At 31.7% G+C, this 23,456-nt stretch carries 27 protein-coding genes; 9 read left to right on the top strand and 18 right to left on the bottom strand.

Going from position 1 to position 23,456, the window contains the following annotated elements:
• Positions 1 to 186: 186 nt before the first annotated feature.
• The 17 genes from LPB88_RS21380 to LPB88_RS21300 all read right to left on the bottom strand — a co-directional run bounded on the left by LPB88_RS21380 (position 187) and on the right by LPB88_RS21300 (position 14,557).
• The gene (locus LPB88_RS21380; protein ID WP_230717694.1) at positions 187 to 1,176 is read right to left on the bottom strand and encodes a hypothetical protein; all 990 of its coding nucleotides are present in this window, start codon (positions 1,174 to 1,176) and stop codon (positions 187 to 189) included.
• Between the two features lie 6 nt (positions 1,177 to 1,182).
• The gene (locus LPB88_RS21375; protein ID WP_230717693.1) at positions 1,183 to 1,524 is read right to left on the bottom strand and encodes a hypothetical protein; all 342 of its coding nucleotides are present in this window, start codon (positions 1,522 to 1,524) and stop codon (positions 1,183 to 1,185) included.
• A 16-nt stretch (positions 1,525 to 1,540) separates the two neighbouring features.
• Positions 1,541 to 2,167 carry a hypothetical protein gene (locus LPB88_RS21370; protein ID WP_230717692.1) on the bottom strand — a complete coding sequence of 209 codons (627 nt, stop codon included), beginning with the start codon at positions 2,165 to 2,167 and terminating at the stop codon, positions 1,541 to 1,543.
• An 8-nt stretch (positions 2,168 to 2,175) separates the two neighbouring features.
• On the bottom strand, positions 2,176 to 3,141 hold the full coding sequence (locus tag LPB88_RS21365; protein WP_230717691.1) for a type IV pilus biogenesis/stability protein PilW: 966 nt from the start codon (positions 3,139 to 3,141) through the stop codon (positions 2,176 to 2,178).
• Positions 3,142 to 3,177: 36 nt separating this feature from the next.
• Positions 3,178 to 3,603, bottom strand: a complete 426-nt coding sequence (locus tag LPB88_RS21360) for a hypothetical protein (protein WP_230717690.1) — start codon at positions 3,601 to 3,603, stop codon at positions 3,178 to 3,180.
• A 77-nt stretch (positions 3,604 to 3,680) separates the two neighbouring features.
• Positions 3,681 to 4,511, bottom strand: coding sequence for a hypothetical protein (locus LPB88_RS21355; protein ID WP_230717689.1), 831 nt, complete (start codon positions 4,509 to 4,511; stop codon positions 3,681 to 3,683).
• Between the two features lie 42 nt (positions 4,512 to 4,553).
• On the bottom strand, positions 4,554 to 5,360 hold the full coding sequence (locus LPB88_RS21350; RefSeq protein WP_230717688.1) for a hypothetical protein: 807 nt from the start codon (positions 5,358 to 5,360) through the stop codon (positions 4,554 to 4,556).
• 194 nt (positions 5,361 to 5,554) lie between these two features.
• Complete coding sequence (locus tag LPB88_RS21345; RefSeq protein WP_230717687.1) at positions 5,555 to 7,198, bottom strand: histidine kinase; 1,644 nt, start codon at positions 7,196 to 7,198, stop codon at positions 5,555 to 5,557.
• Positions 7,199 to 7,485: 287 nt separating this feature from the next.
• The gene (locus LPB88_RS21340; RefSeq protein ID WP_230717686.1) at positions 7,486 to 8,235 is read right to left on the bottom strand and encodes a LytTR family DNA-binding domain-containing protein; all 750 of its coding nucleotides are present in this window, start codon (positions 8,233 to 8,235) and stop codon (positions 7,486 to 7,488) included.
• Between the two features lie 101 nt (positions 8,236 to 8,336).
• Positions 8,337 to 8,648: a hypothetical protein gene (locus LPB88_RS21335; RefSeq protein WP_230717685.1), complete on the bottom strand. Its 312-nt coding sequence runs from the start codon at positions 8,646 to 8,648 to the stop codon at positions 8,337 to 8,339.
• 33 nt (positions 8,649 to 8,681) lie between these two features.
• Positions 8,682 to 9,164 (bottom strand): hypothetical protein, encoded by a 483-nt coding sequence (locus LPB88_RS21330; protein WP_230717684.1) that lies wholly within the window; start codon positions 9,162 to 9,164, stop codon positions 8,682 to 8,684.
• Positions 9,155 to 9,568: a hypothetical protein gene (locus tag LPB88_RS21325; RefSeq protein ID WP_230717683.1), complete on the bottom strand. Its 414-nt coding sequence runs from the start codon at positions 9,566 to 9,568 to the stop codon at positions 9,155 to 9,157. The genes LPB88_RS21330 and LPB88_RS21325 overlap by 10 nt, the downstream gene beginning before the upstream one ends.
• Positions 9,569 to 9,839: 271 nt before the next feature.
• Complete coding sequence (locus LPB88_RS21320) at positions 9,840 to 10,868, bottom strand: rod shape-determining protein (RefSeq protein WP_230717682.1); 1,029 nt, start codon at positions 10,866 to 10,868, stop codon at positions 9,840 to 9,842.
• 163 nt (positions 10,869 to 11,031) lie between these two features.
• Positions 11,032 to 11,460: a response regulator gene (locus LPB88_RS21315; protein ID WP_230717681.1), complete on the bottom strand. Its 429-nt coding sequence runs from the start codon at positions 11,458 to 11,460 to the stop codon at positions 11,032 to 11,034.
• 14 nt (positions 11,461 to 11,474) lie between these two features.
• Positions 11,475 to 12,782, bottom strand: coding sequence for a HAMP domain-containing sensor histidine kinase (locus tag LPB88_RS21310; protein ID WP_230717680.1), 1,308 nt, complete (start codon positions 12,780 to 12,782; stop codon positions 11,475 to 11,477).
• A gap of 416 nt (positions 12,783 to 13,198) precedes the next feature.
• Positions 13,199 to 13,378, bottom strand: coding sequence for a PfkB family carbohydrate kinase (locus LPB88_RS21305; protein WP_230717679.1), 180 nt, complete (start codon positions 13,376 to 13,378; stop codon positions 13,199 to 13,201).
• Between the two features lie 159 nt (positions 13,379 to 13,537).
• Positions 13,538 to 14,557 carry a hypothetical protein gene (locus tag LPB88_RS21300; RefSeq protein ID WP_230717678.1) on the bottom strand — a complete coding sequence of 340 codons (1,020 nt, stop codon included), beginning with the start codon at positions 14,555 to 14,557 and terminating at the stop codon, positions 13,538 to 13,540.
• Between the two features lie 200 nt (positions 14,558 to 14,757).
• Between LPB88_RS21300 and LPB88_RS21295 the strand changes: the two genes are divergently transcribed.
• The 9 genes from LPB88_RS21295 to LPB88_RS21255 all read left to right on the top strand — a co-directional run bounded on the left by LPB88_RS21295 (position 14,758) and on the right by LPB88_RS21255 (position 23,126).
• Entirely contained in the window at positions 14,758 to 15,273 is a 516-nt protein-coding gene (locus LPB88_RS21295; RefSeq protein ID WP_230717677.1) for an RNA polymerase sigma factor, read from the top strand.
• A gap of 49 nt (positions 15,274 to 15,322) precedes the next feature.
• Positions 15,323 to 16,222, top strand: coding sequence for a FecR family protein (locus LPB88_RS21290; protein WP_230717676.1), 900 nt, complete (start codon positions 15,323 to 15,325; stop codon positions 16,220 to 16,222).
• 27 nt (positions 16,223 to 16,249) lie between these two features.
• A complete protein-coding gene (locus tag LPB88_RS21285; protein ID WP_230717675.1) occupies positions 16,250 to 18,757 on the top strand; it encodes a carboxypeptidase-like regulatory domain-containing protein in 2,508 nt (835 codons plus the stop codon).
• Between the two features lie 333 nt (positions 18,758 to 19,090).
• Entirely contained in the window at positions 19,091 to 19,996 is a 906-nt protein-coding gene (locus tag LPB88_RS21280; protein WP_230717674.1) for a hypothetical protein, read from the top strand.
• Positions 19,997 to 20,335: 339 nt separating this feature from the next.
• A complete protein-coding gene (locus LPB88_RS21275) occupies positions 20,336 to 20,740 on the top strand; it encodes an OB-fold putative lipoprotein (RefSeq protein WP_230717673.1) in 405 nt (134 codons plus the stop codon).
• A 7-nt stretch (positions 20,741 to 20,747) separates the two neighbouring features.
• Positions 20,748 to 21,590, top strand: coding sequence for a DUF5777 family beta-barrel protein (locus LPB88_RS21270; protein WP_230717672.1), 843 nt, complete (start codon positions 20,748 to 20,750; stop codon positions 21,588 to 21,590).
• 19 nt (positions 21,591 to 21,609) lie between these two features.
• Positions 21,610 to 22,005 carry a cytochrome c gene (locus LPB88_RS21265; RefSeq protein ID WP_230717671.1) on the top strand — a complete coding sequence of 132 codons (396 nt, stop codon included), beginning with the start codon at positions 21,610 to 21,612 and terminating at the stop codon, positions 22,003 to 22,005.
• Positions 22,006 to 22,010: 5 nt separating this feature from the next.
• Positions 22,011 to 22,565 (top strand): YceI family protein, encoded by a 555-nt coding sequence (locus LPB88_RS21260; RefSeq protein ID WP_230717670.1) that lies wholly within the window; start codon positions 22,011 to 22,013, stop codon positions 22,563 to 22,565.
• 162 nt (positions 22,566 to 22,727) lie between these two features.
• Positions 22,728 to 23,126 carry a hypothetical protein gene (locus tag LPB88_RS21255; RefSeq protein ID WP_230717669.1) on the top strand — a complete coding sequence of 133 codons (399 nt, stop codon included), beginning with the start codon at positions 22,728 to 22,730 and terminating at the stop codon, positions 23,124 to 23,126.
• Positions 23,127 to 23,224: 98 nt separating this feature from the next.
• On the opposite strand, the gene LPB88_RS21250 is transcribed toward LPB88_RS21255, so the two are convergent.
• Complete coding sequence (locus LPB88_RS21250) at positions 23,225 to 23,416, bottom strand: cold-shock protein (RefSeq protein ID WP_230717668.1); 192 nt, start codon at positions 23,414 to 23,416, stop codon at positions 23,225 to 23,227.
• Between the last annotated feature and the right edge of the window lie 40 nt (positions 23,417 to 23,456).

Here is a 23,456-nt window from a genome sequence, read left to right as displayed (position 1 = left end):
GATGTGCCTTGTACCGAAGAAGAACACCAAATGAACAGAAGAAGTGAGTTTCTTATTTCGGCATTATGATAAATTTTTGTGAAAAAACAATTTTCAATATTTAAGCCCAACAGGGCATACATCACTTTTCAATTTAATTTAAAAAAAAAGTTATCTTATAAATTAGCTGCCTAACTTCCTTTATGGTTACTCAGGATATAAATCTTTTAAAGGTATGACGATACCATTTTTAGAAATTTCGCATTGGATATATGCTTTTTTATATACTTTAAATCTCAAGGTTATGGGATCTGATGTATTCGTTTGGTTTAGTTTTCGGAAAGCATTTAAAACTTCAACCGGGGACAATTCATACTGAATATTATATTCTTTTTTATTTTTCCAATAAATGTAAAATATTTTTGGAATACTTCGAGCTACTGCTACATCATTATCTTCTGAGATCTCTATTCTATTCTCTATAAAAGAATATGCATAAATACTTGTTAGTACAGCTTGTTCTTGCTTTTCAATCTGGACAGACCATTTAAATTGGTTTTGAAGTAAGTCTGAATAATCGGTAATATTCTCAATACCTTCGTAACGATTGTACTTTTCACCTAAAGATACTTCGTATACCAGCATATCTAAATTTCCTGTAGTTTCTTTAGAAATAAATTCTTCAACAAATTGGGGTTCAGTTTTTTCCTCTTCACTTTGGATCATTTTCAAAAGAACCTTCCCTTTCGGCCGTATTTCTAAAATTAAAACAGGAGTATTCTCCTTTCCTTTAACCAAGTCTTTCATTTTTTTATATGGAAGCGGAGTTGTAAGCAGATAAAATTTACGTTCATCTATCGAGAAGTATTTCAAGCTGAGAGAATCGGGTAAAAGTTCTTTTTCCCAGATTTTGAAATGAACAGAATTTTCACTCTTAGCATTTGTTACCCAATCTGATTCTGAATCAATACCGCTTGTGGAATGGTTGAAATTATTATAAAAAACGGCCTCTACAATTTTGACGCTATTTAAATTCTCTGATGAAGAATTTTGTTCTGCTGAACTATGAATTTCTGCATTCCAAAGCATCTTGTCCTGCTCTTTATTTATAAATCTTACTGCAAAATTGAGAATAACTAGTAATCCCAAAATTACAACTAAGAAGATGTTGATATAATCTAATTTTGTTTTTTTCATACTCTTTTAATGTTGATATGCTCCTCCTAAAGCAGTTAAAAAAGACAATGCACCAAATATGATAATTGAAACAATCACGAGGAATACTAAAAACTGTCTAAATTCCTTTTTATATGCCATATCTTTAACAAAAACCCAAATCAAAAACGTAATTGCAGGAACCATAAAGCAAAAAAAGGGCATAATCAAACCTGCGTATTCTGAAGAAGGCACTATCAAATCGATGTAATCTATATAAATATATAAGACTATTTCTATACAAAACAATAGAATAACAGTAATAAAGGGATTGCTTCTCATTGATGAATTGTGTTTAGATTTTTCTATATGCTTTTTTGTAGCATTCATTTGATTTGAACTCTAGCTATTTTCTTTTGGAAATTGATCCATCAGTATTGATTTGATATTTTTCGAGTATTTTTTTCGATCTGTCTGCATAGTTAATATCGTAAACAACTATTGACAAGTCTTTGTTGATTACAAAGGACTGGTAAGTTTCATTTTCCGGCATTGCATAACCAATCGATTCTATTGAGATGATTTTACCATTCTTTACATTTATCAGTGTTTGTGCATCAGAATCACCATAGGTACAATAAACATAGGTATCAAAAATGATTGTGCCGTTATTGATCTGAAAAACCTCATCAGGGTTGTCTTCATTGGCGTCATAAATTATTTTCTTGACTATTTCGAGTTTATCTCCTTTTAAAACTGGGTATACTTCCTTGAATTTTAACTCATTGCTGGCAGACAGCTTGTCTTTCTCTTCAAAATTGAAAGGCAGGTTCACCAAATAATTTTCTTTGATCTTTGCTTTTACCGACAATTGAACAGTATCGTGCACTACTTTTTTACTATGTGATTTGTCTACAGCAGAATCGTTGTGGAGCCCGTTCTGACTTAAACCTCTAGTTGAGCTTTCATTGTTTTTGCATCCCGTCATTACCGTAACCAGTAAAATAATTGCTAAAAAAAACTGCTTTTTCATCTTTATGATTATTTAATTCTTTCTTTTACCCGTGCGGGAATTATACTTATGTCCTTACCGCTTTCCCTGATTAAAGAATCGTATTTTTTATAGGATTCTTTTGCACGCTCAAATTGTTCCATATCCCAATATCCATCAGCTATATTCAAATATGCCACTATTCTGGAGGGTTCCTTTTTTATAATTATTTTCAATAAAAAAACAGAGGAAGCCTTACCGTCTTTAGTACGCAATAAATAATAAGCCAGATCATTGTACTTCGTGATATTGATTTTGTTTATAGGTACGTTCAGGACCATCTCTGCCAGGTCGTCAAAATTTAAGCTACCGCTTTCTTTGGCAATCATTTTTGTATCGTTAGACTTCTTGTATTTGTCGAATAAAGCATTGAATTTTGTCTCATTTTGCTCTTTGAATAATTTTAGTTCTTGTATTCTTAAGTCCTCATTTTTTCTGTTTTTCCCATCAACTGAATAAGTAAAATCGTTATAGGTGACATCTATAAGCGGAAGAAAATCAGAATCTATTGTTGCAATTGTGGTTTTATAAAGGATCCAGCTGTCAATTTCTTTAAAAAATTTGTAATAAGTTGACTCCGTTGTTTTAAACGACCCACAACAAGATGCTCCAACCAATATCTGCCCTTTTTGAGGATTTGAAATAAATAAGTTTTGAAGAGGGTTTTCTACCGTTTCAAAATCATCGTTAAATACTTCAATTATTCCTTTTTTTACATAGTTCTTGCCGTTATTTATAAAAATAGTAAGGGTGTTTTTTTCTGGCTGCGTTTTATCCCTAATGATATAATCCTCGAGATCATCATTATTAAAATATCCTTTAATTTTTTCTTCTGATGAAACTATTGTCTTTTGAAGTATTTTCTCTTTTTCCTCGTTTGATTTTTTTGTTTTACAATGGATTGTTGTACTCAAAAAGAATAAAATAAGGATGTAGCTTATGATGTTTTTCTTCATTTTTTTTCAAATGGCTTTCAGTTGAATCTGATTTTATTATTCTGATTTTATAAATGACAGATACTTTTCATCACATTGTGTAAAATGTACATATTCATTCATTGAATTTCCATAATTCTGAATTTGAATTTTATTTGCATTGTATGTTCCCCCAATTTTTCCAAAAGTCAGATAGAGGACATCATCAGTTTTTTGCTTTATAACTTTGCCTTTTGATATTATTTTACTCTTATCAAAAATTAAAAATGAATACACTCCTGCTTTCTTTTCAATTTTAATCTTAAATCTGGAATTTTCGCAAGATGTCAGAACATAAACACCAGTGATTTCCTGATCGCTACTATAATACATAGCCGCTGTAGATTTGTCTTTAGTCTGTCTGATACTTTTAAAGCTCGCTAATGATAATAACGCTGCCATCACTATTGTGTTGAATGCTAATTTTTTACTTACTTTTTTCATTTGCTATTTTTTTAGTTTTCAAAAATGGCAGTGAAATTGCCTTTGTTTCCAAAAAACCGATTTGAACTCTCTTTGCATCAATAAGAAACCACATTATAGTTTTTATCAATTTTAAAACATCTTGCTTCTTCACCTCCTATATTTCCTATTTCTTTATAAGATAAAAACGTATCCTTATTCGCTTTAAGTAACAGAAAATATTCGGATTCACCTCTTGAAACGGAAACAATTAACTCTGTCGAGCTATTATCATTTTTAATAAAAAAGCATTTATAACTTTCTGCATCATAACCTATTGAGACTAAATACTTTTTAGTTTTAGCTGTAGGGGAATAACTATTTTTAATTTGATTTGGTAAGTTGTCTGCATAATTTTTTAAGTCAAAAGGCACCGCCATTAAATTATAAGGCTTATTACCTGAAACAAATCCGGTTTCTTTAAAATCTGGTTGACTTGATACTTTTTTATGATATAATTTGCCACTTATTTCTAATAATTTATCTCTTAATAGAGAGCTATTATCATTTAAGATATTTTCCTTGTTCTTATTCAAATAAATACCACTCAAATTTCTATTTTTATCACTTTCAAAAATATATGTTTCTAAATATTCGTCTTCTATTTTCTCATTGATGTACTGGGTAACTTTATATCTTATTTCGACTAAATTTTTATTATTTTTTCTGAAAACTTCATAATAAATCATTGCACAGCCTGAACCACAATCTATTGTAAATGATTCATTTTTTTCAACATTCTTTTCATCATTAAGCATAATATCTTTTTGAACTGCTGCATTATTCAGGCTATCTGTACCAATTGCTTCTGAAGAAATATTTTTATCATTACTATTTTTACAACTTAGCATTGCCAGTGTAAAAAAAATAGAAATAATTGTTTTTTTCATTGAGATCCTTTTTTGCATATTACTTATTAACTGGATTGTTACTTAAATTTCGCCTTTGTAATAAAAGTAATCTCTTAACTCCTGTCCATTCTCATTAAACCCAACTGATTTGAAAGTTTTTATATAAAACACACGATTACTTGCCCATTTAATTTCCTCAATGGAATCTCCGCTTTTTGAAAAACTGCTTTTATATTCGGTTAAAAATCTAGTAGGATCAATTTTGTCATTAATTTTTAAAATCACAATAGAAAGCGTTCCTGATTCGTACTCCGGATTTTGGAAATAAACCATAAATTTGCCATCTGGCGAAAGCTCTGGAACTGAACCACTCCCATCCCCAAGGGAAATGATCTTATATTGAAAATCGTTTGATGTATCCAATAATTCGTTTTCGGAAAAACCCAAATGCTCTGCAGTACTGGATTCTCGTATGGCAACGAGATTTAAACTAGTACAGCAACCCAAGTATTCAAAACCACTCCAGCTTTCTTCGCCTTTGTAATCTCTATATTTTTTGAATTCATATTTTTTATTTGCTCCCTGAATATAAAAAAAATCATTATTGCTCTCAATTATAGTTTTTTTAAAACTAGTACTCAAAGGGATTCTCTTATACTCTGTTTCGTCAATGCTATCCAATTCAAAGTGTGGCAGGCTCTCTAGTTTTTCCTGATAGCCAATCTCTACAATTTTGCTATCCTTTTTAAGTTTTTCTTCTTTAGGAGTATTTAAGTTTTCTTTACTATTAGTATTCTTCTTTTGTTGCACTAATAACGGTTCTGTTTTTTTAGATTCTTTGCATGAAACAATCAGTAACAAAACAAAAATGAGATATTTTGAATTCATAATCCTTATAATTTTTTTTGTAGTTTGTCAATATTGTTTTTACTCTGCAAAAAACTCAGGTAAAAAATTAAACCAATAACTTTTACTACTTCAGATATCAATACAAATTTGAAAAATAAATGTACATAAATTTGAACCGATATAAATCCGCCTGATGGAATTCGATATTCGCAAAGATTCTTTATAAATCCGTATTAGTACCTTTGATTTTTTATAGGAAGCGTGAGTAAAACGATAGTCCCATTTTCATTAGAAATAATTTCTATGCTGGTCTTTATTTTATTTTCTTTGGCTAAAATCTCCAAACGTTCTCTGGCTATAGCCCCCGATAAAGACTGATGATTAACATCTATATTGGATTGGTCCTGATATCCTTTTCCGTTATCTGTAATTTTGACCAGTATTTGATTTTCCTTGTCCACAATTTCTAACCTTACAAATCCTTTATCTGATTGATTTCCGATACCGTGAATTATTGCATTTTCAACAAAAGGCTGAATCAGCATTGGAGGGATTAATAAGGCCGAAGCATCCGTATCAGGTAGTACTATTTCGTAGGCAAACGTATATTCGAAACGCATTTGCTGGAGACTCAGGTAGTTTTCTATTGCTTCGAGTTCATGGTCGAGAGGCACGTAATTTTTGCGGCTCAATTCTAAACTACTTCTTAGCAGTTTGCTAAATTGATTTAAATATTTTATTGATTTTTCCTTTTCATCAAACCTGATAAAACTTTGCAATGCCGATAAAGTATTGAAAATAAAATGAGGTTCCATTTGAGTTCTGAGCAATTGTTGCTGCAATAAAATTTTCTCCTTTTCCTGCTTTTGTCTTTTTTGTCTTTGGAAAAAATAAAGCAAAATTCCCCACGAAACTGCTAACAGTGCCAATAATCCAACAATCAACAGCAACAGTTTATTTCGTTCAAGACGATTTGTAGTATAATCAATGGTTTTATTTAGTCCATAAATAGACTTGTCTTTTGCTTGCAGCTCATAAATAGTTGCCATTTCTTCCGTAGCCTGAATACCTGAATTTCTAAGAATATTATCTTTAAGTTCCAATATCTGGTTTGCTTCGTTCTGTGCTTTCTTATTATCTCCTTTAGCAAAATAATAATGCATTTTAGCCTTCTTATTAAGGCATTTTTCATAATAAGATAATAGCTGTAAATGCTGATCTTCAATTTTATCAGCCTGCTTAATTAAATCTTCTGCTTCAGGAAATTCTTTTGTTTGAACATGCAAGTCAATAAGATTGGCTATAGTAGTGTAAAGATTTTTAATCGCAACTGGACTTTCAGGATCGGCCAATACACTTTCCTTATCATATTGTTTTACTAAATTGTAATGCTGTATTGCTGTATTATACTGATTGCTGAGTAAGTAATAATGTGCTATATGCTCATTAGTAAACCTAATTTGCATTGGGTCGTTTGTTTTTACAGAAATCTGCTTGAGCTTTTTAATATAAAAAAGAAGCGAGTCTGTCTTATAAAAATTACTTTCTTCACAGGCGGTAAACAACTGCGAATATGCTCTGAAATTATATTTAAAATTATCATCAGGCTGCTCTTTTAAAATTTTTAAAGCAAGCTGGTTTTGTTCAATTGACTTTGGGTATTGGCTAATTTTAGTATTGTCCTGAGCCGCACTAAGTAAGCAGATCACTTTTGCTAATGGTTTGCATTTTAGCGAATCGTCATTCATAATTATTGCAGCCGACTTATTGAAATAATATACCGACTGGTAAAATTTGCCTTCATGTTCTGCTATTAAACCGGCTCCGTTGTAAATGGTAAATTTAAGTACATTGAATCCTTTTTCCTTTTCTATCAAATTTAAAGCAATATTGATGTGATTTTTGGAACTGTCTATATTGCTTTTTACCAGATTTTTAGCCAGATTATAATGTATAAAAGCCTGAGCCGAACCTGTTTTTGAGAAATCTTTTTGTTGGAGCTTACCAGACCAAAATGCAAGTTTGTCGATTTGAGGATTTTGATCCAGACTATCACTTATTACTTGTAAATTTTCTAAGATTTTTTCCGGATTGACTATTACTTTCTCGGATTGCCTCTGACAGGAAATTACAAACAGCAGCAAAAAAAGCACAATTTTATTCATTATCTCAAAGGATTTAAATGATCCATAACAAACTCTTTTCTGCGCGTAGCAACAGGAATTTCAGAATTGTTTTTCATGATTATTATCCCTGTTTTCATGTATTTATCAATGAAGTTTTTATTAACGATATAGGACTGGTGTGTTTTTATAAAATAAGCATCCGGCAAGATATCTTCGTAGTATTTTAAAGGTTTCGAAGCTGTAACTATTTTTTTATTCTCCAGATGAATTTGAGTATAAGATCCCTCACCTGATAGATATATAATTTCATTTAGGCGTATTATCTGCATACAATCTAAAGATGTGATACAAATACTGGAATTCATCTCTACAGATTTCACAGCGCTATACTCTTTCAAAACATTAAGCTGATTCAGATAATCAGTACTTTTAACTTTATTGACTTTTTGTATTGCAATTGAAAATTCATTGCCATCAATTGGTTTTAGAAGATAATCCAATGCTCCGTATTTAATAGCTTTTATGGCAAAATGATTATAGGCGGTGATAAAAATAATATGAAAACCTGGCTCCTGTATTTGATTTAATATATCAAAAGCGTTACCATCTGTTAGTTGAATATCCATCAATACTAAATCTGGTTTTATATTTTCTATGATTTGCAACGACTCTTTTACTGAACCTGTAATCGCTTCTAACTTGAGGGATTCTTCTTGTAAAACCAACCACTCCAGTTCTTTTCTTATCGCTGGCTCGTCTTCTATAATTACTGTTCTTATTTTGTCCATATATGGAATAATGGTTAGATAAATTTAAATTTTAAACAAGTCTTTTTTATTTAAATTTCCGACTCAATGAAATATTTCCAGAAGTAATCTAAAATACAACTTTAGGCTCTGCTCATTTTTAATATTTTAATCTTTTCTGCAAGTAATTCCAATACAGCTTGTTTGGCGACTAGATCGAAACTCCAAATATCATCGGTAATAAAAATGTAGTTACCTTCAAAACTGTAAATATAGTCTCCTCCTTCCAATCCTATAAACCACGTTTCTTTTTTTAGACTCGGATAGGAATTCAGCACTTCCCAACAATAATCCCTAATCTCTTGTTCCTCCTGGAAATCACTTAGCATGGGTAAAATACTTTTCTCTCCCAAAAGCCCATAATCAGTAAGCATATTTTCAATCTCATTTTTCATAGCAATACTATAAGTTAAGCACTTCTCACTGTTTTAATCAGGATCTGTAGTTATGCTTATTCTGATGGCGTATTTCATTGCTATTTCAGTAAGCGTAACAATCTTACTTATCTGAGTTTTAGTTTCCTCATTTAGCGTATTGTAAATGGGACTTGGTATAATTTTATTTAAAAAATCGTTTAACAGAAATGGATTTATTGTATTTTCCCATGAAGATAAAAACACCCTGCGATCTTCAGGATTTGATTTTTGATGATAAAAATTAAAAGGAAATTTTTCTATCTCCTTCTCCCCATAAAATTGCTTTAACTGTATACTCTCATTGGTTATTAAGTCATAAAGTTCCCAAGACAATTCAAAGAGATAATTATTATCCTTGTATAACTCATTGTACTGATCCCAGTAACTGTTTTCTCCGGCTATAATAAAATCTGCAATCGAATTTATGCTTTCCAAATCATTTTTAAAAACATAAAATTCTTTTTGTGGTAATTGTAAATTAAGTGTTACTGGCATAAAATTCGGTTTAAATCAATTAGGTCTTTTTTTCTTTTTAAAAATTTTTTATTGGTTATGATGTCTTCTATATTTAGATAGTTTATGGCATTATTACTAATAACTATCATTTTTTTATTCTCAAAACTGTCCTTAAAATTAAGGCCATTCATATGAGATATCATTTCTATCTTGCAATTATTCTTTACAATTTTAATGTAAAAATTATCGTCAATTATTGTATCAGATAAGATTGCTGATTTTTGTAATCTTTCAATATTTTCCTTTTTGTTATCAATCCAAATATCTAAATCATTTGGAAGTCTTTTAAATCCATTAAATAGAATTGCCCAGCCGCCAACTACCAAGTAATTAATGGAGTGAGCGGATAACTTTTCTATTACTTCAAGGTGTTCTTTTCTCATAAAGATATTGATTACCACAGGATAAATACAAGAGGAATTTGTTTTAAGTATTATTGATTTTATATAATAACTTTTCCTGCTGTAACTACAAATATAATACAAGTCCCAGTTCTATTATACACTATCTCTTAATTGGTCAGGAAATTAAAAATTATAAACTGTACAAATATTAAATATGACAAAACAAAAAAGGGTCTAACTAACAACAACTTACATTTATTTATAATGTAAGTTGTTGTCAGCAGACCTAACCTTATCTACGACAAGAAATTTATTTTATTAGCAACATTTTATACTTAGGTATATCTTTTAAAACAACACCAGTACCTATAACCACAGCTCTTAAAGGATCTTCGGCAATATAAACTGGTAAATCCGTTTTCTGCGATATTCTTTTATCAAGACCTCGCAGCATTGCTCCTCCTCCAGCGAGATACAATCCGGTATTATAAATATCAGCAGCCAATTCTGGTGGCGTCAACGAAAGCGTTACCATAATCGCGTCTTCAATTCTCTGTATTGATTTATCTATAGCTCTTGCAATTTCCTTATAGCTAATCTTAACCTCTTTAGGTTTACCAGTAAGCAAGTCTCTTCCGCGAACTGTTATATCATCAGGAGCGTCTTCTAGTTCTTCCAATGCGGCACCCACATCAATTTTTATTCGCTCTGCTGTAGCCTCTCCAATATATAAATTATGATGAGTTCGCATATAATACAATACATCACTCGTAAACACGTCCCCGGCAATTTTTATGGATTTATCACAAACTATCCCGCCAAGGGCAATAACCGCAATTTCTGTAGTTCCTCCACCAATATCAACTATAATATTTCCTTTGGGCTGCATCACATCTAAACCAATTCCAATAGCTGCTGCCATGGGCTCGTGAATTAAATAAACTTCTTTCCCGTTCACACGTTCACAAGACTCTTTTACGGCTCTCATTTCGACTGCAGTAATACCGCTGGGGATACAAACCACCATTCGGAGCGCCCTAGAAAAAAAACCTTTATTTAATTCCGGTATATTTTTTATAAACCAGCTGATCATTTTCTCTGAAGCATCAAAATCTGCAATAACTCCATCTTTAAGTGGTCTAACCGTTTTAATATTTTCATGCGTCTTTCCTTGCATTAAACTAGCCTCTTTGCCTACAGCGATAATTTTTCCGTTTCTAATATCTCTGGCTACAATTGATGGACTGTCTACTACTATTTTTCCATTGTAAATAATTAAGGTATTTGCTGTTCCTAAATCCATAGCAATTTCCCCTATCATAAAATCAAATAAGCCCATAACATCGTTTTTAATTTTTAACGATATTCTTATTGATTTTATTCTCTATAGAAACGAAAATTCTGCGATAACATTTAAGATAATACTTAATATAAGAAAAGTCCCACGCCTAGAAAAAAACAAGCAACCGGTTTTAAAACTATTAGTACAACTGTAACACATATTACTTTTTTGATGAAAACTCATCCTCAATGAATCTAAACTTTTCTTTATCGAGAGGTTTGTTAAGAAATCGAAATACAAAAGGGTTATTCTCTGCACGCATAAAATCATCCGGATGTATGGATGTAGTAATCATTAAAATAATGCATTTTGTTCTAATAGCTTCAGAAAGTTTTCTATACTCTTCCAGAAATTCATATCCATTCATTCCGGGCATATTGATATCTAAAAAGATAAATTGTGGGAGTAATTCGGGTGTATTTTCTAATGATTTAATATAATCAAGAGCTTCAAGAGCAGATTCTTGTAGAATTATTTCTTCGGCAAAATGATATTTTTCAGCCATTCGCTTTGCAATATAACGATCTGTAGGATTATCGTCTATTACTAAGATTTTTTTGAAGGTTGGTTTTGTAGTTTCTTGATCCATGATTAAGATTTGGTTTATTGTTTTGGTGTGTTGGTTTCCTGGTTTGGAATTTTAATTATAAAGGTGGCACCTGTACCTATTTCAGATTGAACTTTTATTTCGCCATTAAGTTTACTAACAGCTTCTTTTACTATATATAACCCCAGTCCTGATCCAACCGATTCATGCGATACACGATAAAACATATTAAATATTTTCACCTGAGATTCTTTATCGACACCTATACCATTGTCCTGAATTTCAATTCTGGTTTCGGTTTGCGATGTATCTACTTTAATACTCACAAAAGGATTTGAAATTTTGGGATTTTGATATCGAATAGCATTTGAAACAAGATTGCTAAAAATGGTAATAAGACGATTTTTATCAGAGTAAATAGAAGTTTGTCCGGTAATTTCAATTTTAAATTCAACCATTCTGTTATTGTCGCCTATGAATTTTAGATTCTGGGTAACATCATTCAAAAGATCAGTAAAATTAATCTGCTCTATAGCGACCTCCATACGAGAATTTCTGGAGTAATCAAGAATATCACAAATAAAACCATCTAGTTTTTTCGCACTTCTGTTCAGCATTTTAAGATGCTCAAGCGTCAGTTCTTCATGAGTGTCATCTTTAGCAATTTCAATAAGACCAAGCATCGAATTTAGCGGCGCACGCAAATCATGTGATGTGCTGTAAACAAAACGATCCAGCTCGTAATTCGCCGTTCTCAATTCCTGATTTTCGATTTCACGTTTATTAAAAATGAGTTCAATATGTGCCTCGCTGTATTTTTTAAATTGATATGCCCATAATCCGCAAATAGAAAAAATAACACCTGCGAGTATCATGTGAATAATAAAGGTTTGTAGGGACATATAATCTAACTGAGAAAAATAGATTTTATCAAAACCAATGTATTGAAAATAACCAAACAGTGCATGATGAATTGTAACAACCAGCATAAGTGGTATTTGTAGTTTCCAGTTCTGATAAGTGATAAGCATTGCACTTGCAATAAATGCCACAAAATGCATTTCGAACATACCATGCATCTGATAAATAAACTGCGCCATAAAAATCCCCAATACAACACTGAGTACGTATTGGTACAAATTTGATTTGGGCAGGACAATTTTTGTGGAATAATACGCAATCAATAATAAACCTCCAACTCCTATTCCAATTTGCCATGTATCATAGTAAAAAGCAAGAAGCAAGCCTACAATAAAAAAACCGATCAGAAAATAATTAATTAAATCATCTGATTTTCGTTTAATTATCAAAAGAAAATCCTGAATATGCTTAGATTGTTGGTACTCTTCAATTACTTGGTTCATTGTTTTTCAATTTGGGATTGTTGTTTTATTTTCTTTTAATTGTAGGTTATAAGAAACATAACCTCACATCAGTAATTGAGGAGGTGTAAAAACTTTGGTCTTAAGTTTATTAAAAATTCATGTTTTTAGAAAAATCGTTAACAAAGTCTTTACCAAATTATACAAAAAATAACATAATGCCAAACTTTTATTAAGATAATCCACATAATAAATAATTGGATTTTCCAGTTGTTAGTTTTTAAAATTTAAGTTTGAAATATAAGGTATGGAGAATAATAGATATTGAACAACAATTGCTCTTTTGCATTGCTAAATTTAAGAATTCTGAAAACTCAAAAATGGAATTTATATCCAGGTGTAACAAAGCCCTGCTGTTGGCACAGCAGTTATTTTATTGTTCTTGATCTAAAAAAAAATTAAATTTTAATTCCTGATATTAAATTTTCAATTTTAGAATGCGAAATCTCAGGGTTTGCTCCCGGCGCTTCAGCTACTAATGCTCCAACTACACATGCAAAATCGATAGCATATTGTGGTGCTTTTCCGGTAATTAAACAGGTAATTAAAGCTGCGAGAAACGAATCGCCACTTCGCATCCGAATGTTTTCGTATGTAAAGCCACATTCAATGGAGCGCCTCCAATCTTTTTTTCATTGGCAAAAACGTCCCAAAGAACCTCTCCATAAGCTACCGCCTTAAGATTTCTTTCGTTATTCATTCTAAAATAATAGATTTCAATTTAGTATAATCAGAATTTATTTTTTCTCAAAATAAAGATAATCAGTAGTATTACTTACATTGCGTAATCGTATTTGCGAGTTATTAAACTCAAATAACTTCCAATTACTATTTAATTTACCCAGTAATTCTGAACTAAAAGTTAGTTGCAGTTCTCGAACACCATACTGTATTGTACTATCCCATTGACCGGTTTCAGTAATTGCCCCTTTTGTTGCAACCACAGATTTGTCACTTTTAAAAACAAATGAATATCCGCTATAAGAGGAAGTTTTTTCTGAATCATCAAAATAATAAGGTATTCCCCAAGAACCATTTGTTATTGCTGCTGTAAAATCAAGTGATACAATGTTATTTTCAGGACAGGAATCAATAGCATATTTGATAGCATTTTCGAACTCTAAATTACTTGTAATTGATTTTGTCTGATTATTGTAATCTGCTATAGAAATTGGATATTTTAAGGAAATATACTGGCTGGCACTCAAATTTTTTATAAAATTAAAAAATGCCTGATCACTTATAATCGATACAGAACTTGCAATTTGATTGGCACTGTTATAAATATTAATTGTAATAGGATAATTGATATTTAGTCCGTTGATTTTGGATAAAAGATCAGGATAAAGATTCCAATAATCAATTAAAGAATTAAAATCAGCTTCGTTGGGAATATTTTTTTCGATGTAGTTATAATACACCATTGTTACCGGAAAATTAATTTTTACAACATCATCATCATAAGTATTTGCATTGATGTTGTCTGCTACTTTTTGATAATCTGCGGTGGTATTAACTGCGATTTGCGTATTATTAACAGTAACGGTATAAGGTAACTTTATCGTACAATAACTGGATCCGTCAATCACATTATCCTGCACTGTTTTTACCATTGCAACCCTTTGCAGATAAGACGTAAGAGGAGAAACACTTGTAATTGTTCCCTGTGTATTACTACCTTGCTCATCCATCTCGCTTTGGCAAGACAATAAGAACAAGAAAACTATTAGTGATAAATATTTTTTTAAGGGTAACATATTTATATTTTTACAAAGGTAATAAAATTTAAAGAATCTGTTTTTTAATAAATTCGGCATCAAAGGTTTCGGTTCCTTCTTCTGTACTAAATCATCAAAAGGTAATAGCATTTTATACTTCTATAAAACAATCAGCTTTGCTTTTACCCTACTTAAAATAAAAACAAATACTTTTGTCAGGTACAAATTGAAAAATTCAAATGCCAAATCAAAACCAATCAAATACTTGCGACGAAATAATCTTTTCGTCTTTTTTCAAAAGTCATGTAAAAGCACTTCGGAATTTTCTTTTTTACAAATTTGGCAATATCGATCAGGCAGAAGATCTAACTCAGGAAGCATTTGTAAAACTTTGGCAAAACTGTGCCTCGGTACCACTGGAAAAAGCAAAATCATATATCTATACGATTGCAAACAATAGCAGTCTCAACGAAATTGCACATCAAAAAGTTGTTTTGAGATATGAAAAAAACTTCACGGGTATAGATAAAACAAATGAAAATCCGGAATATCTTTTGGAAGAAAAACAATTTCAGTCGAAACTTTTGAAGGCTATCGAAAACTTAAACGAAAAACAGCGTATTGCCTTTTTGATGCATCGAATAGACGGAAAAAAATACAGCGAAATTGCCACGGAGTTAAACATTAGCGTAAAGGCGGTCGAAAAACGCATTCATTTGGCTTTGGTAAGCCTTCGAAAAGAAATTGATTTATAAAAGTAGGGTAAATTTAGTTCCACTTGTTTTAATATATAATACTAGTACAATGAAAAAAAATCGCTTATTAGCAAAATGGCTCAACAATGATTTATCTCCGGATGAATTAGCTGAATTTGAAGCAAGTCCCGATTTTGAAAAATACCAAAAGATAAAAAATTATACAGATCATTTAGAAGTAGATGATTTGGATGAAAATGCTATGTTATCTAGTATTCTGAGTCAGAAAAAAGTAGTTCCAAAAGTAGTTCCGCTATACAAAAAGTGGGTGTTCAAAGCTGCAGCCCTATTTGTTTTATTCCTTGGAATTACCTTTGCGCTGAAATTCTTTGTAGCTCAAACTGAAACAGCAAATTATGGCGAAAAGACCACTTTTTCATTGCCTGATAATTCTCAGGTCGTGCTAAATTCCGGTTCTGAAATAAACTATAAAAAATGGGACTGGGACAACAACAGGCATCTGGAACTAAAAGGTGAAGCTTATTTCAGGGTAGCAAAAGGCCACCGATTTGAAGTGCAGACCAGTCTTGGAAAAGTATCGGTTTTAGGAACTCAGTTTAACGTTAGAGCCCGAAAAAACAGGTTTGATGTCGTGTGTTATGAAGGACGTGTTAAGGTAAATTATGCAAATACTCAAATTTTATTAACTCACGGACAAGGCGTTAGTTTTGAAAACGGGAAACAAATTAAAATGACAATACGCTCCTTGAAACCGGAATGGACAGAAAATCAGATATCTTTTTATAAAGAAAATATCCAAAACCTGTTAGACGAAGTTGAAAGACAATATAATATTAAAATCGAATTAAAAACAAAAGATACGATCTCATTATTTACAGGGAAATTACCCGCTAAAAACCTAGATATTGCCTTGCAAATTATTAGTACAACTTATCATTTAGAAGCCAAGAAAGTCTCGAAAAATAAAATAATTTTTGACGAAAAATAAATGTTGCTCCCCAAACAATTTCATTTTTTGTTTTTTATATTTTTCCTTGTCCTGAATATTTTTGCTCAGGACAAAGGAAAACCTATGTCTTTTAAAAAAATCATAATTGATATTGAACAGCAGTATCAGGTTAGTTTTAATTATACTGAAGATAATATTGTCGGACTGCAATTAAATCCTCCAAAAAAAACACTTTCTCTAGATCAAAAACTGCAATATCTTGCGCAAAACACCAATCTGTCTTTTGAAAATATAGGAAACAGATTCATTAATATTTATAAAAAAGATCCGGAATCTAAGATGATTTGTGGATACATTTTTTCCAGTACGGATAAAAAACCTATTGAAAACGCCAATATTAATCTCAGTAATAAAACCCAGGTTACAACTGATTCAAACGGTTATTTTGAGTTCAAAAAAGAAGATGCAACTGTATTTTTGATTAGTCACGTTGGGTTCACAACCAAAAGAATTGTGGCGGGTAATCAAAACTCAGGCAATTGTCTCCAAATACTATTAGAACCTGAAATTACAGAACTTCAGGAAATTAAAGCTAATGCGATCCTGGCTTCAGGGATTTCAAAAAACAATGATGGATCCTTTGAAATTAAACCCAAAAAATTTGGTATTCTACCTGGTCTTATTGAACCTGATGCTTTACAAACAATGCAGCAAATTCCAGGTGTCAATAGTCTGGATGAAAGTGTATCCAGTATTAATGTTCGCGGTGGCACACACGACCAAAACTTGTTTCTTTGGAATGGAATACGAATGTTCCAGACGGGGCATTTCTTTGGTTTAATATCGGTCTTCAATCCCAATTTGGCCCATACCATTTCTATTTATAAAAATGGAAGTTCTGCCTTTTACGGAGAAAGTGTCTCTAGTGTAGTGGCTATTTCTTCTACTCCCGAAACAGCCGAAAAAAATTCTTTTAGTGCAGGAATAAATATGATCAATGCCGATATTTATGCCAAATACAATCTTACGAAAAAGAGTTATGTCGAAATTTCAGCGCGCAAATCTATTACTGATTTTGTAGAAACGCCTACTTATAAAGAATATTTCAATAAAGTATTTCAAAACACTACAATCACTGATTTTTCAGAAAAACAGAATGTCGATTATCAAAGCGATAAAAAGTTTGGTTTTTATGATGCAACTCTTAAATATGCCCAAAAAATTGGAAGCAAAGACCAAATAGTACTTGATTTAATTACCATAAAGGATAAACTGACGGTTTTTCAAAGTGCGACTGTATATGACATGAATAAATCGGAGAATAATATTTTACGACAAGAAAATTATGGCGGAAATTTGTCATGGAAAAGAAAGTGGAACAATTCTAACACAACTAAAATTAATATTTACAACTCTTCTTATAAACTTTTGGCCAACCAAAAGACCACCATGGGAGATCAAATTGTTACTCAAGAAAATGTAGTTAACAATAATGGAATTAATTTAGAGAATAACCACATCCTTAACTCTAGATTTACTTTTAACGATGGTTATCAGTTTAATGAAATTGGTATTACAAATTTTGAACAGGTAAGTAATCCGGATTTCTATCGTAAAGTTAAAGACGTACTAAGAACCCATGCCTTAATTTTGGAAGGAAAATACAACGATACGCTTTCCAGAATATACTTTAAAGCTGGAGCCCGAATTAATTATATTGAAAAATTCAAAAAAATTATTGTAGAACCCCGAATTCAATTTAATTATGGGATCAGTAAAAACTTAAATTTAGAGCTTCTGGGCGAGCTAAAAAGTCAAAATTCCCAACAAATTATTGATTTGCAAAAAGATTATTTTGGCATCGAAAAAAGACGCTGGATTATCTCGAATAACACAACAATTCCTATTCAAAAAAGCCGACAAATATCTTTAAATTTATTCTATCAAAAGAACGACTGGCTGCTGGATGTAGAAAATTTTTATAAAAAAGTAACCGGAATTACAACCTCCAGCCAAGGTTTTCAGAACCAACTAGAGTTTGTGAGAACAACTGGCGATTACGAAATTGTAGGAACAGAAGTTCTGGTTCAAAAAAAGCTGAATTACTTTCTGACCTGGTTGAGTTATACTTATAACAACAACAACTATCATTTTACCAATTATGAATTTCCAAGTTTTCCCAACAACTTTGAGTTAACTCATACAGTATCATGGGCTGGGATTTATGAAAAAAACAATTTTAAAATCGCTTTGGGAACAAAATGGTCTTCTGGAAGGCCAAAAACATCTCCGGACGTTTCTAAGATCGATCTTTCGAATCCTGTATTAGTTTACAATAAACCAAACAGTACCAATGTGCATATTTTTTCGCAGGTCAATATTTCCTCTACTTACAAGTGGGAAACCACGCAAGGAATTCAATACAAATTAGGAATATCAATCCTGAATATTCTAAACAGAAAAAATGAAATCAGCGAATACTATAGAATAAGCTCCTTAACAAATTCTATAGAGGAAGTTGAAACATTCTCGTTGCAAAGAACCCCAAACATGAGTTTTAGAGTTTCATTCTAACACTCTCTATACAAGGGATGTAAAAACTCTTGTACTTCTTTTTTATCTTTTTTTTCATAAAATAACAATTCTTTGGTAGGGTAATCTGCATCAAAGCTGTTTTACTATTGAATCCTATTAAAAGAAAAAAATGATTCCATTAAACAACTTAATACTATACCATCAAGGTGGCTTTTTTTATGACAGTTCGTAACAATAACCAACAGGATTATTGAAGGGAATGCTCATAAAAAGCTTATGTAGTTCCCTCCTATATAACTATTCCAATAAAACACTTTACCTCTTCTGTAAAGTACTTTTTTCCCATTTCAATATTAATTTAATTAAATAACCATGAAATTAAAACAAATTAAACTCGCCTTAGTTGCTCTTGCTACAACAACATTTTTTGTAAGCTGTAGTAGTGATAATAACAATGACACTGGCACTCCTGCTCCTCCGGTATTAAAAACAGAAGTTAATCTTTCTACAAGTGCAACATTAGGCTCTTATCTTACTGATAAAAGCGGAAGATCTTTGTATTTTTTCTCGACAGATGCAAACGGACAGGTATCTTGTACAGGCGGATGTGAAGCTTTATGGCCTGCTTTTGTAGTAGATAATTTAACTGCCGATAAATTAGGTACAGGATTAACATTATCAGATTTCTCTACAGTAACCACTGCATCTGGTAAAAAACAAGTTACCTATAAAGGCTGGCCGTTGTATTATTATGCACCAGTTTCTGGAGGTGATGGATATGGTAACGGAGGAGTGAATACACCAGAAGCTGCCGGAAAAACAACTGGAGATGGAGTTGGCGGTGTTTGGTTCATTGCCAAACCGGATTATTCTATTATGATTGTAAAAAGCCAGCTTGTAGGACATGACGGTAAAAATTACAAATCAGATTACACTGTTGGAGATGGCTTAACTACCTACTTTACAGATGCTAAAGGAATAACACTGTATACTTTCAAAAATGATAATTTCAATAAAAACAATTTCACAAAAGCAGATTTTTCTAACAATGCTGTTTGGCCAATATATGAAACAGACAAAATTGTTGTTCCTTCTATTCTTGACAAATCTAAATTTGCTGTTATTACAGTATTTGGTAAATCTCAACTGACTTACAACGGTTGGCCTCTGTATTATTTTGGACAAGATGCCAGCGTAAGAGGTTCTAATAAAGGAATTAGTTTTCCTAGCCCGGGTGTTTGGCCAGTGCCTGTAAAAGACATACCACTTGCAATATAAGACTTATAAAATTTCAAATTAGTCCAATTTTCATTGGGCTAATTTGAAATAATAAAAGTGGTATTCTAATACACTACTAATTCATAGATCAATATGAATTAAACAACAATCAGAATTTTGATCACAAAAATCAGCAGCAAATATGTAATTATAAATTATGTACTTGTTTCTGAAAGGGATGACCTATGCCCTAAATCAAAAAAAAACGGCTGCTAACATACCTTTATTTGGTTGATGAAAAGTGAATTATCAGATCAATATTCAATTAAAAACGCACTTAGAAAGATTTAATATTCTAAATGAAAGAGAATTATTTCTATTTGAAATTAAAGCATAAATATGAAAAGAAAAAAAATAGCAATTGTAATTGCGGCCCTGTTGCTACTGGTTTCTGGGGGCATTTATTTTTATTACGGATTTCTCTTTAAGGAAGCCCGCCATATAGAATCAGAGGTGCCGGATTTCAGTATAGCCGCAACAAAACTAATTACAGATTATAACTCAAATCCAGATAAAGCAAATTTGCGATATCTCAATAAAACTGTTGAAATCACAGGAAACGTAACAAAAGAAACTGATTCTGTAATCATACTCGAAAATACTGTTTTTTGTCTGTTTACTCAAAAAACAAAAGACAAACTTATAAATAAGCAAGTAAAAGTTAAGGGCAAATGTATTGGTTATGACGAACTATTTCAAGAAGTTAAACTAGACCAATGCACCATTATTAAACAAAATAATTAATCAATTTATGAAGAAATTTTTAGTCCCAATATGTCTTTTTTTGGCAACTATGTCATATTCACAAGACGATTTGCTCAAGGGTCTTGATTCAACTCAGGTAGATCCAAACTACTCTACAGCTACTTTTAAAGCACTGCAACTTGTAACGTTACAAACGACAAAAATGGCTGCAAAAAAAGAATTCTATTTTGTAGTCTCACATCGTTTTGGCTCTGTTAAAGATGGTTTTGATAGTTTTTTTGGTCTTGATAATGCAACTACAAAATTAGGCGGTATTTATGGAGTTACAGATTGGTTATCTGTTAGTCTGTCCAGACATACCTTAAACAAAATGTATGAAACCGGCCTGAAATACCGAATGATGAGACAAGACGACAGCTTTCCTGTGGACATTGTTGGTTATAGTGTTGCGGATATTAATACATTTTTAGAAAAAGATCAATATCCCGGCTTAGAATTTAAGCATCGTATGACATACGTACAACAGCTGTTAATATCGAGAAAAGTTAGTGAAAAATTATCATTGGAATTAGTGCCTTCATTTGTACACAAAAACCTTTATAATCCAGATATAGAAAGAGATAATCAGTTTTCTTTTGGAGGAGGTGGCCGTTATAAAATCACCAAAAGATTATCTGTTAACTTAGAATACATGCACAATTTTGATGCCCCAAGCTTTTACAAAGATCCATTGTCTGTAGGTTTGGATATCGAAACCGGAGGACATGTTTTTCAACTAATATTTACCAATTCGCAATCTATGAGCGAGAGCGGATACCTTACTAATGCTGCAGGGAATTGGGGCAAAGGAGATTTCTTTTTTGGATTTAACTTATACAGAGTATTTTAATAACTATAAACAACAAATTATGAAAAAAATAATAGCACTTACAATTTTACTGGCTGCACTTACGAGCTGTAGTGATTCTGATACTTATCAGGATATTGAAACGCCACCAAAAACAGGAACCAATCCAGGAACCAATCCAGGAACAGATCCTGTTGTAGCAATTACTTATACTAAAAATGTAAAATCAATTATAGATGCCAGTTGTGCTGGTTGTCACTCCAGTGGCGGATCTGCTTCTTTTAGACCATTAACTACTTATGCACAAGTAAAAAGTGCAGTTGAAAGTGCAGGTTTATTAAGCCGAATTCAATTGCAAAATGGTCAACAAGGACTTATGCCTCAAGGAGGTAGAATGTCTCAGGCCAATATTGATTTGATCGTAAAATGGAACACAGACGGACTAAAAGAGAATTAATTACTATGAAAAAATCATTTTTTAATTTGTTTTTATTACTGTTGTTTTTTGCTGCAAATACAGAAGGATATGCGCAAAAATTAATCACAAAAACAGGGAATATAAAATTTCAGGCTTCTATGCCTTCGTATGAAGAAGTTGCTGCCGAAAATAAAAGTGTATCTGCCGTTTTAGAGCAGTCAACCGGAGATTTTGCTGCTTTGGTTCTTATAAAAGGGTTCCGATTTAAGGTTGCTTTAATGGAAGAGCATTTCAATGAAAATTATATGGAATCTGAAAAATTTTCAAAGGCCACTTTAAAAGCTAAAATACAAGATTTTGATATTTCTAAAATTACAAATACACCTAGTAATTTTACTTTAAAAGGAGATCTTACCATTCACGGAAAAACAAAGCCAGTGACCATAATCCTGAAAATTTCGAAAGCTGCCAACGGCGCTGCTATTGTTGGCTCATTTGAAGTAAAACCCGAAGATTTTGATATAGAAATACCAAGTCTGGTCAGAAAAAAAATTGCTGATAAAATAAAAATCAGCTACAATTTTTTATTGGTTAAATGATCGTTTTCAAAACATCAAATGTTTAGATAATAGGAATTCCCCGATACTATTGGCTAACTTGATATTTTTTGATTGAGAAGATCATTAAACATGACCAATGTTATGAGGTCAGTTTCATGCTAAACTGACTTCTTTTTTTAATAACCCAAAACTAAATTTAAAATGATCTGCAAAAATTATGTTGTTGCCGGAGAAGACGTCGATGATTTAATGGTAATGGAAAGTAATGCGTATGTTTCATACACGCTTCGATTATTATATCATTTTTTGTTTAATAACGGCTTTACAAAAGAGAAACTCAAAACTTTGCATCTGGGACTTCAGGAAGGAAATCATGTATTGGTTTGTTATAAAAATCTAATGTTTACTGAACAATTTTTTGTTGAGATGAAACATTGTTATATAGACGACAAAATTAATATTAAAAGCTGCTTTTTCAACTCAAAAAACGAGTGCTGTGCAGAAGTTACTAAAGAAGTAGAATGGTTTGACTATGCCCGCAGAGAAGTTATTGCAGCGCCTAAACAAATTCTTCAGCATTTCAATACTAAAATCGCTTAAGCCAATTGCAAGTAGGCAATATATCGGCATTGACTGTGTTTTTAAAAATATAAAGCGCCAGCCGTTGGCAGGTGCTTTATATTCTTTCTCCCAATATATTAGGCTACTACTACGTTTACAGCGTTTGGGCCTTTTTTACCTTCTGCTATGTCGTAACGTACTTCATCGTTCTCGCGTATGTTTTCTGATAAACCAGAAACATGAACAAAAACTTCATTTCCACCATTTTTTGGTGTAATAAATCCAAAACCTTTTTCTTCATTGAAGAATTTTACTGTACCTTCTTGCATATTAAAATTATTAGTTAGACGTAAATATACTATTTTTAAC

The sequence above is a fragment of the Flavobacterium sp. JAS genome (assembly GCF_020991455.1).
Lineage (GTDB): Bacteria > Bacteroidota > Bacteroidia > Flavobacteriales > Flavobacteriaceae > Flavobacterium.
This window is presented reverse-complemented; position numbering and strand designations above follow the sequence as displayed.

Bases quoted from the DNA above. Each gene is read 5' to 3' on its own strand.
- LPB88_RS21380 (WP_230717694.1), bottom strand. From the start codon at position 1,176: ATGAAAAAAACAAAATTAGATTATATCAACATCTTCTTAGTTGTAATT.
- LPB88_RS21375 (WP_230717693.1), bottom strand. From the start codon at position 1,524: ATGAATGCTACAAAAAAGCATATAGAAAAATCTAAACACAATTCATCA.
- LPB88_RS21370 (WP_230717692.1), bottom strand. From the start codon at position 2,167: ATGAAAAAGCAGTTTTTTTTAGCAATTATTTTACTGGTTACGGTAATG.
- LPB88_RS21365 (WP_230717691.1), bottom strand. From the start codon at position 3,141: ATGAAGAAAAACATCATAAGCTACATCCTTATTTTATTCTTTTTGAGT.
- LPB88_RS21360 (WP_230717690.1), bottom strand. From the start codon at position 3,603: ATGAAAAAAGTAAGTAAAAAATTAGCATTCAACACAATAGTGATGGCA.
- LPB88_RS21355 (WP_230717689.1), bottom strand. From the start codon at position 4,511: ATGAAAAAAACAATTATTTCTATTTTTTTTACACTGGCAATGCTAAGT.
- LPB88_RS21350 (WP_230717688.1), bottom strand. From the start codon at position 5,360: ATGAATTCAAAATATCTCATTTTTGTTTTGTTACTGATTGTTTCATGC.
- LPB88_RS21340 (WP_230717686.1), bottom strand. From the start codon at position 8,235: ATGGACAAAATAAGAACAGTAATTATAGAAGACGAGCCAGCGATAAGA.
- LPB88_RS21335 (WP_230717685.1), bottom strand. From the start codon at position 8,648: ATGAAAAATGAGATTGAAAATATGCTTACTGATTATGGGCTTTTGGGA.
- LPB88_RS21330 (WP_230717684.1), bottom strand. From the start codon at position 9,164: ATGCCAGTAACACTTAATTTACAATTACCACAAAAAGAATTTTATGTT.
- LPB88_RS21325 (WP_230717683.1), bottom strand. From the start codon at position 9,568: ATGAGAAAAGAACACCTTGAAGTAATAGAAAAGTTATCCGCTCACTCC.
- LPB88_RS21320 (WP_230717682.1), bottom strand. From the start codon at position 10,868: ATGGGCTTATTTGATTTTATGATAGGGGAAATTGCTATGGATTTAGGA.
- LPB88_RS21315 (WP_230717681.1), bottom strand. From the start codon at position 11,460: ATGGATCAAGAAACTACAAAACCAACCTTCAAAAAAATCTTAGTAATA.
- LPB88_RS21310 (WP_230717680.1), bottom strand. From the start codon at position 12,782: ATGAACCAAGTAATTGAAGAGTACCAACAATCTAAGCATATTCAGGAT.
- LPB88_RS21305 (WP_230717679.1), bottom strand. From the start codon at position 13,378: ATGCGAAGTGGCGATTCGTTTCTCGCAGCTTTAATTACCTGTTTAATT.
- LPB88_RS21300 (WP_230717678.1), bottom strand. From the start codon at position 14,557: ATGTTACCCTTAAAAAAATATTTATCACTAATAGTTTTCTTGTTCTTA.
- LPB88_RS21295 (WP_230717677.1), top strand. From the start codon at position 14,758: ATGCCAAATCAAAACCAATCAAATACTTGCGACGAAATAATCTTTTCG.
- LPB88_RS21290 (WP_230717676.1), top strand. From the start codon at position 15,323: ATGAAAAAAAATCGCTTATTAGCAAAATGGCTCAACAATGATTTATCT.
- LPB88_RS21280 (WP_230717674.1), top strand. From the start codon at position 19,091: ATGAAATTAAAACAAATTAAACTCGCCTTAGTTGCTCTTGCTACAACA.
- LPB88_RS21275 (WP_230717673.1), top strand. From the start codon at position 20,336: ATGAAAAGAAAAAAAATAGCAATTGTAATTGCGGCCCTGTTGCTACTG.
- LPB88_RS21270 (WP_230717672.1), top strand. From the start codon at position 20,748: ATGAAGAAATTTTTAGTCCCAATATGTCTTTTTTTGGCAACTATGTCA.
- LPB88_RS21265 (WP_230717671.1), top strand. From the start codon at position 21,610: ATGAAAAAAATAATAGCACTTACAATTTTACTGGCTGCACTTACGAGC.
- LPB88_RS21260 (WP_230717670.1), top strand. From the start codon at position 22,011: ATGAAAAAATCATTTTTTAATTTGTTTTTATTACTGTTGTTTTTTGCT.
- LPB88_RS21255 (WP_230717669.1), top strand. From the start codon at position 22,728: ATGATCTGCAAAAATTATGTTGTTGCCGGAGAAGACGTCGATGATTTA.
- LPB88_RS21250 (WP_230717668.1), bottom strand. From the start codon at position 23,416: ATGCAAGAAGGTACAGTAAAATTCTTCAATGAAGAAAAAGGTTTTGGA.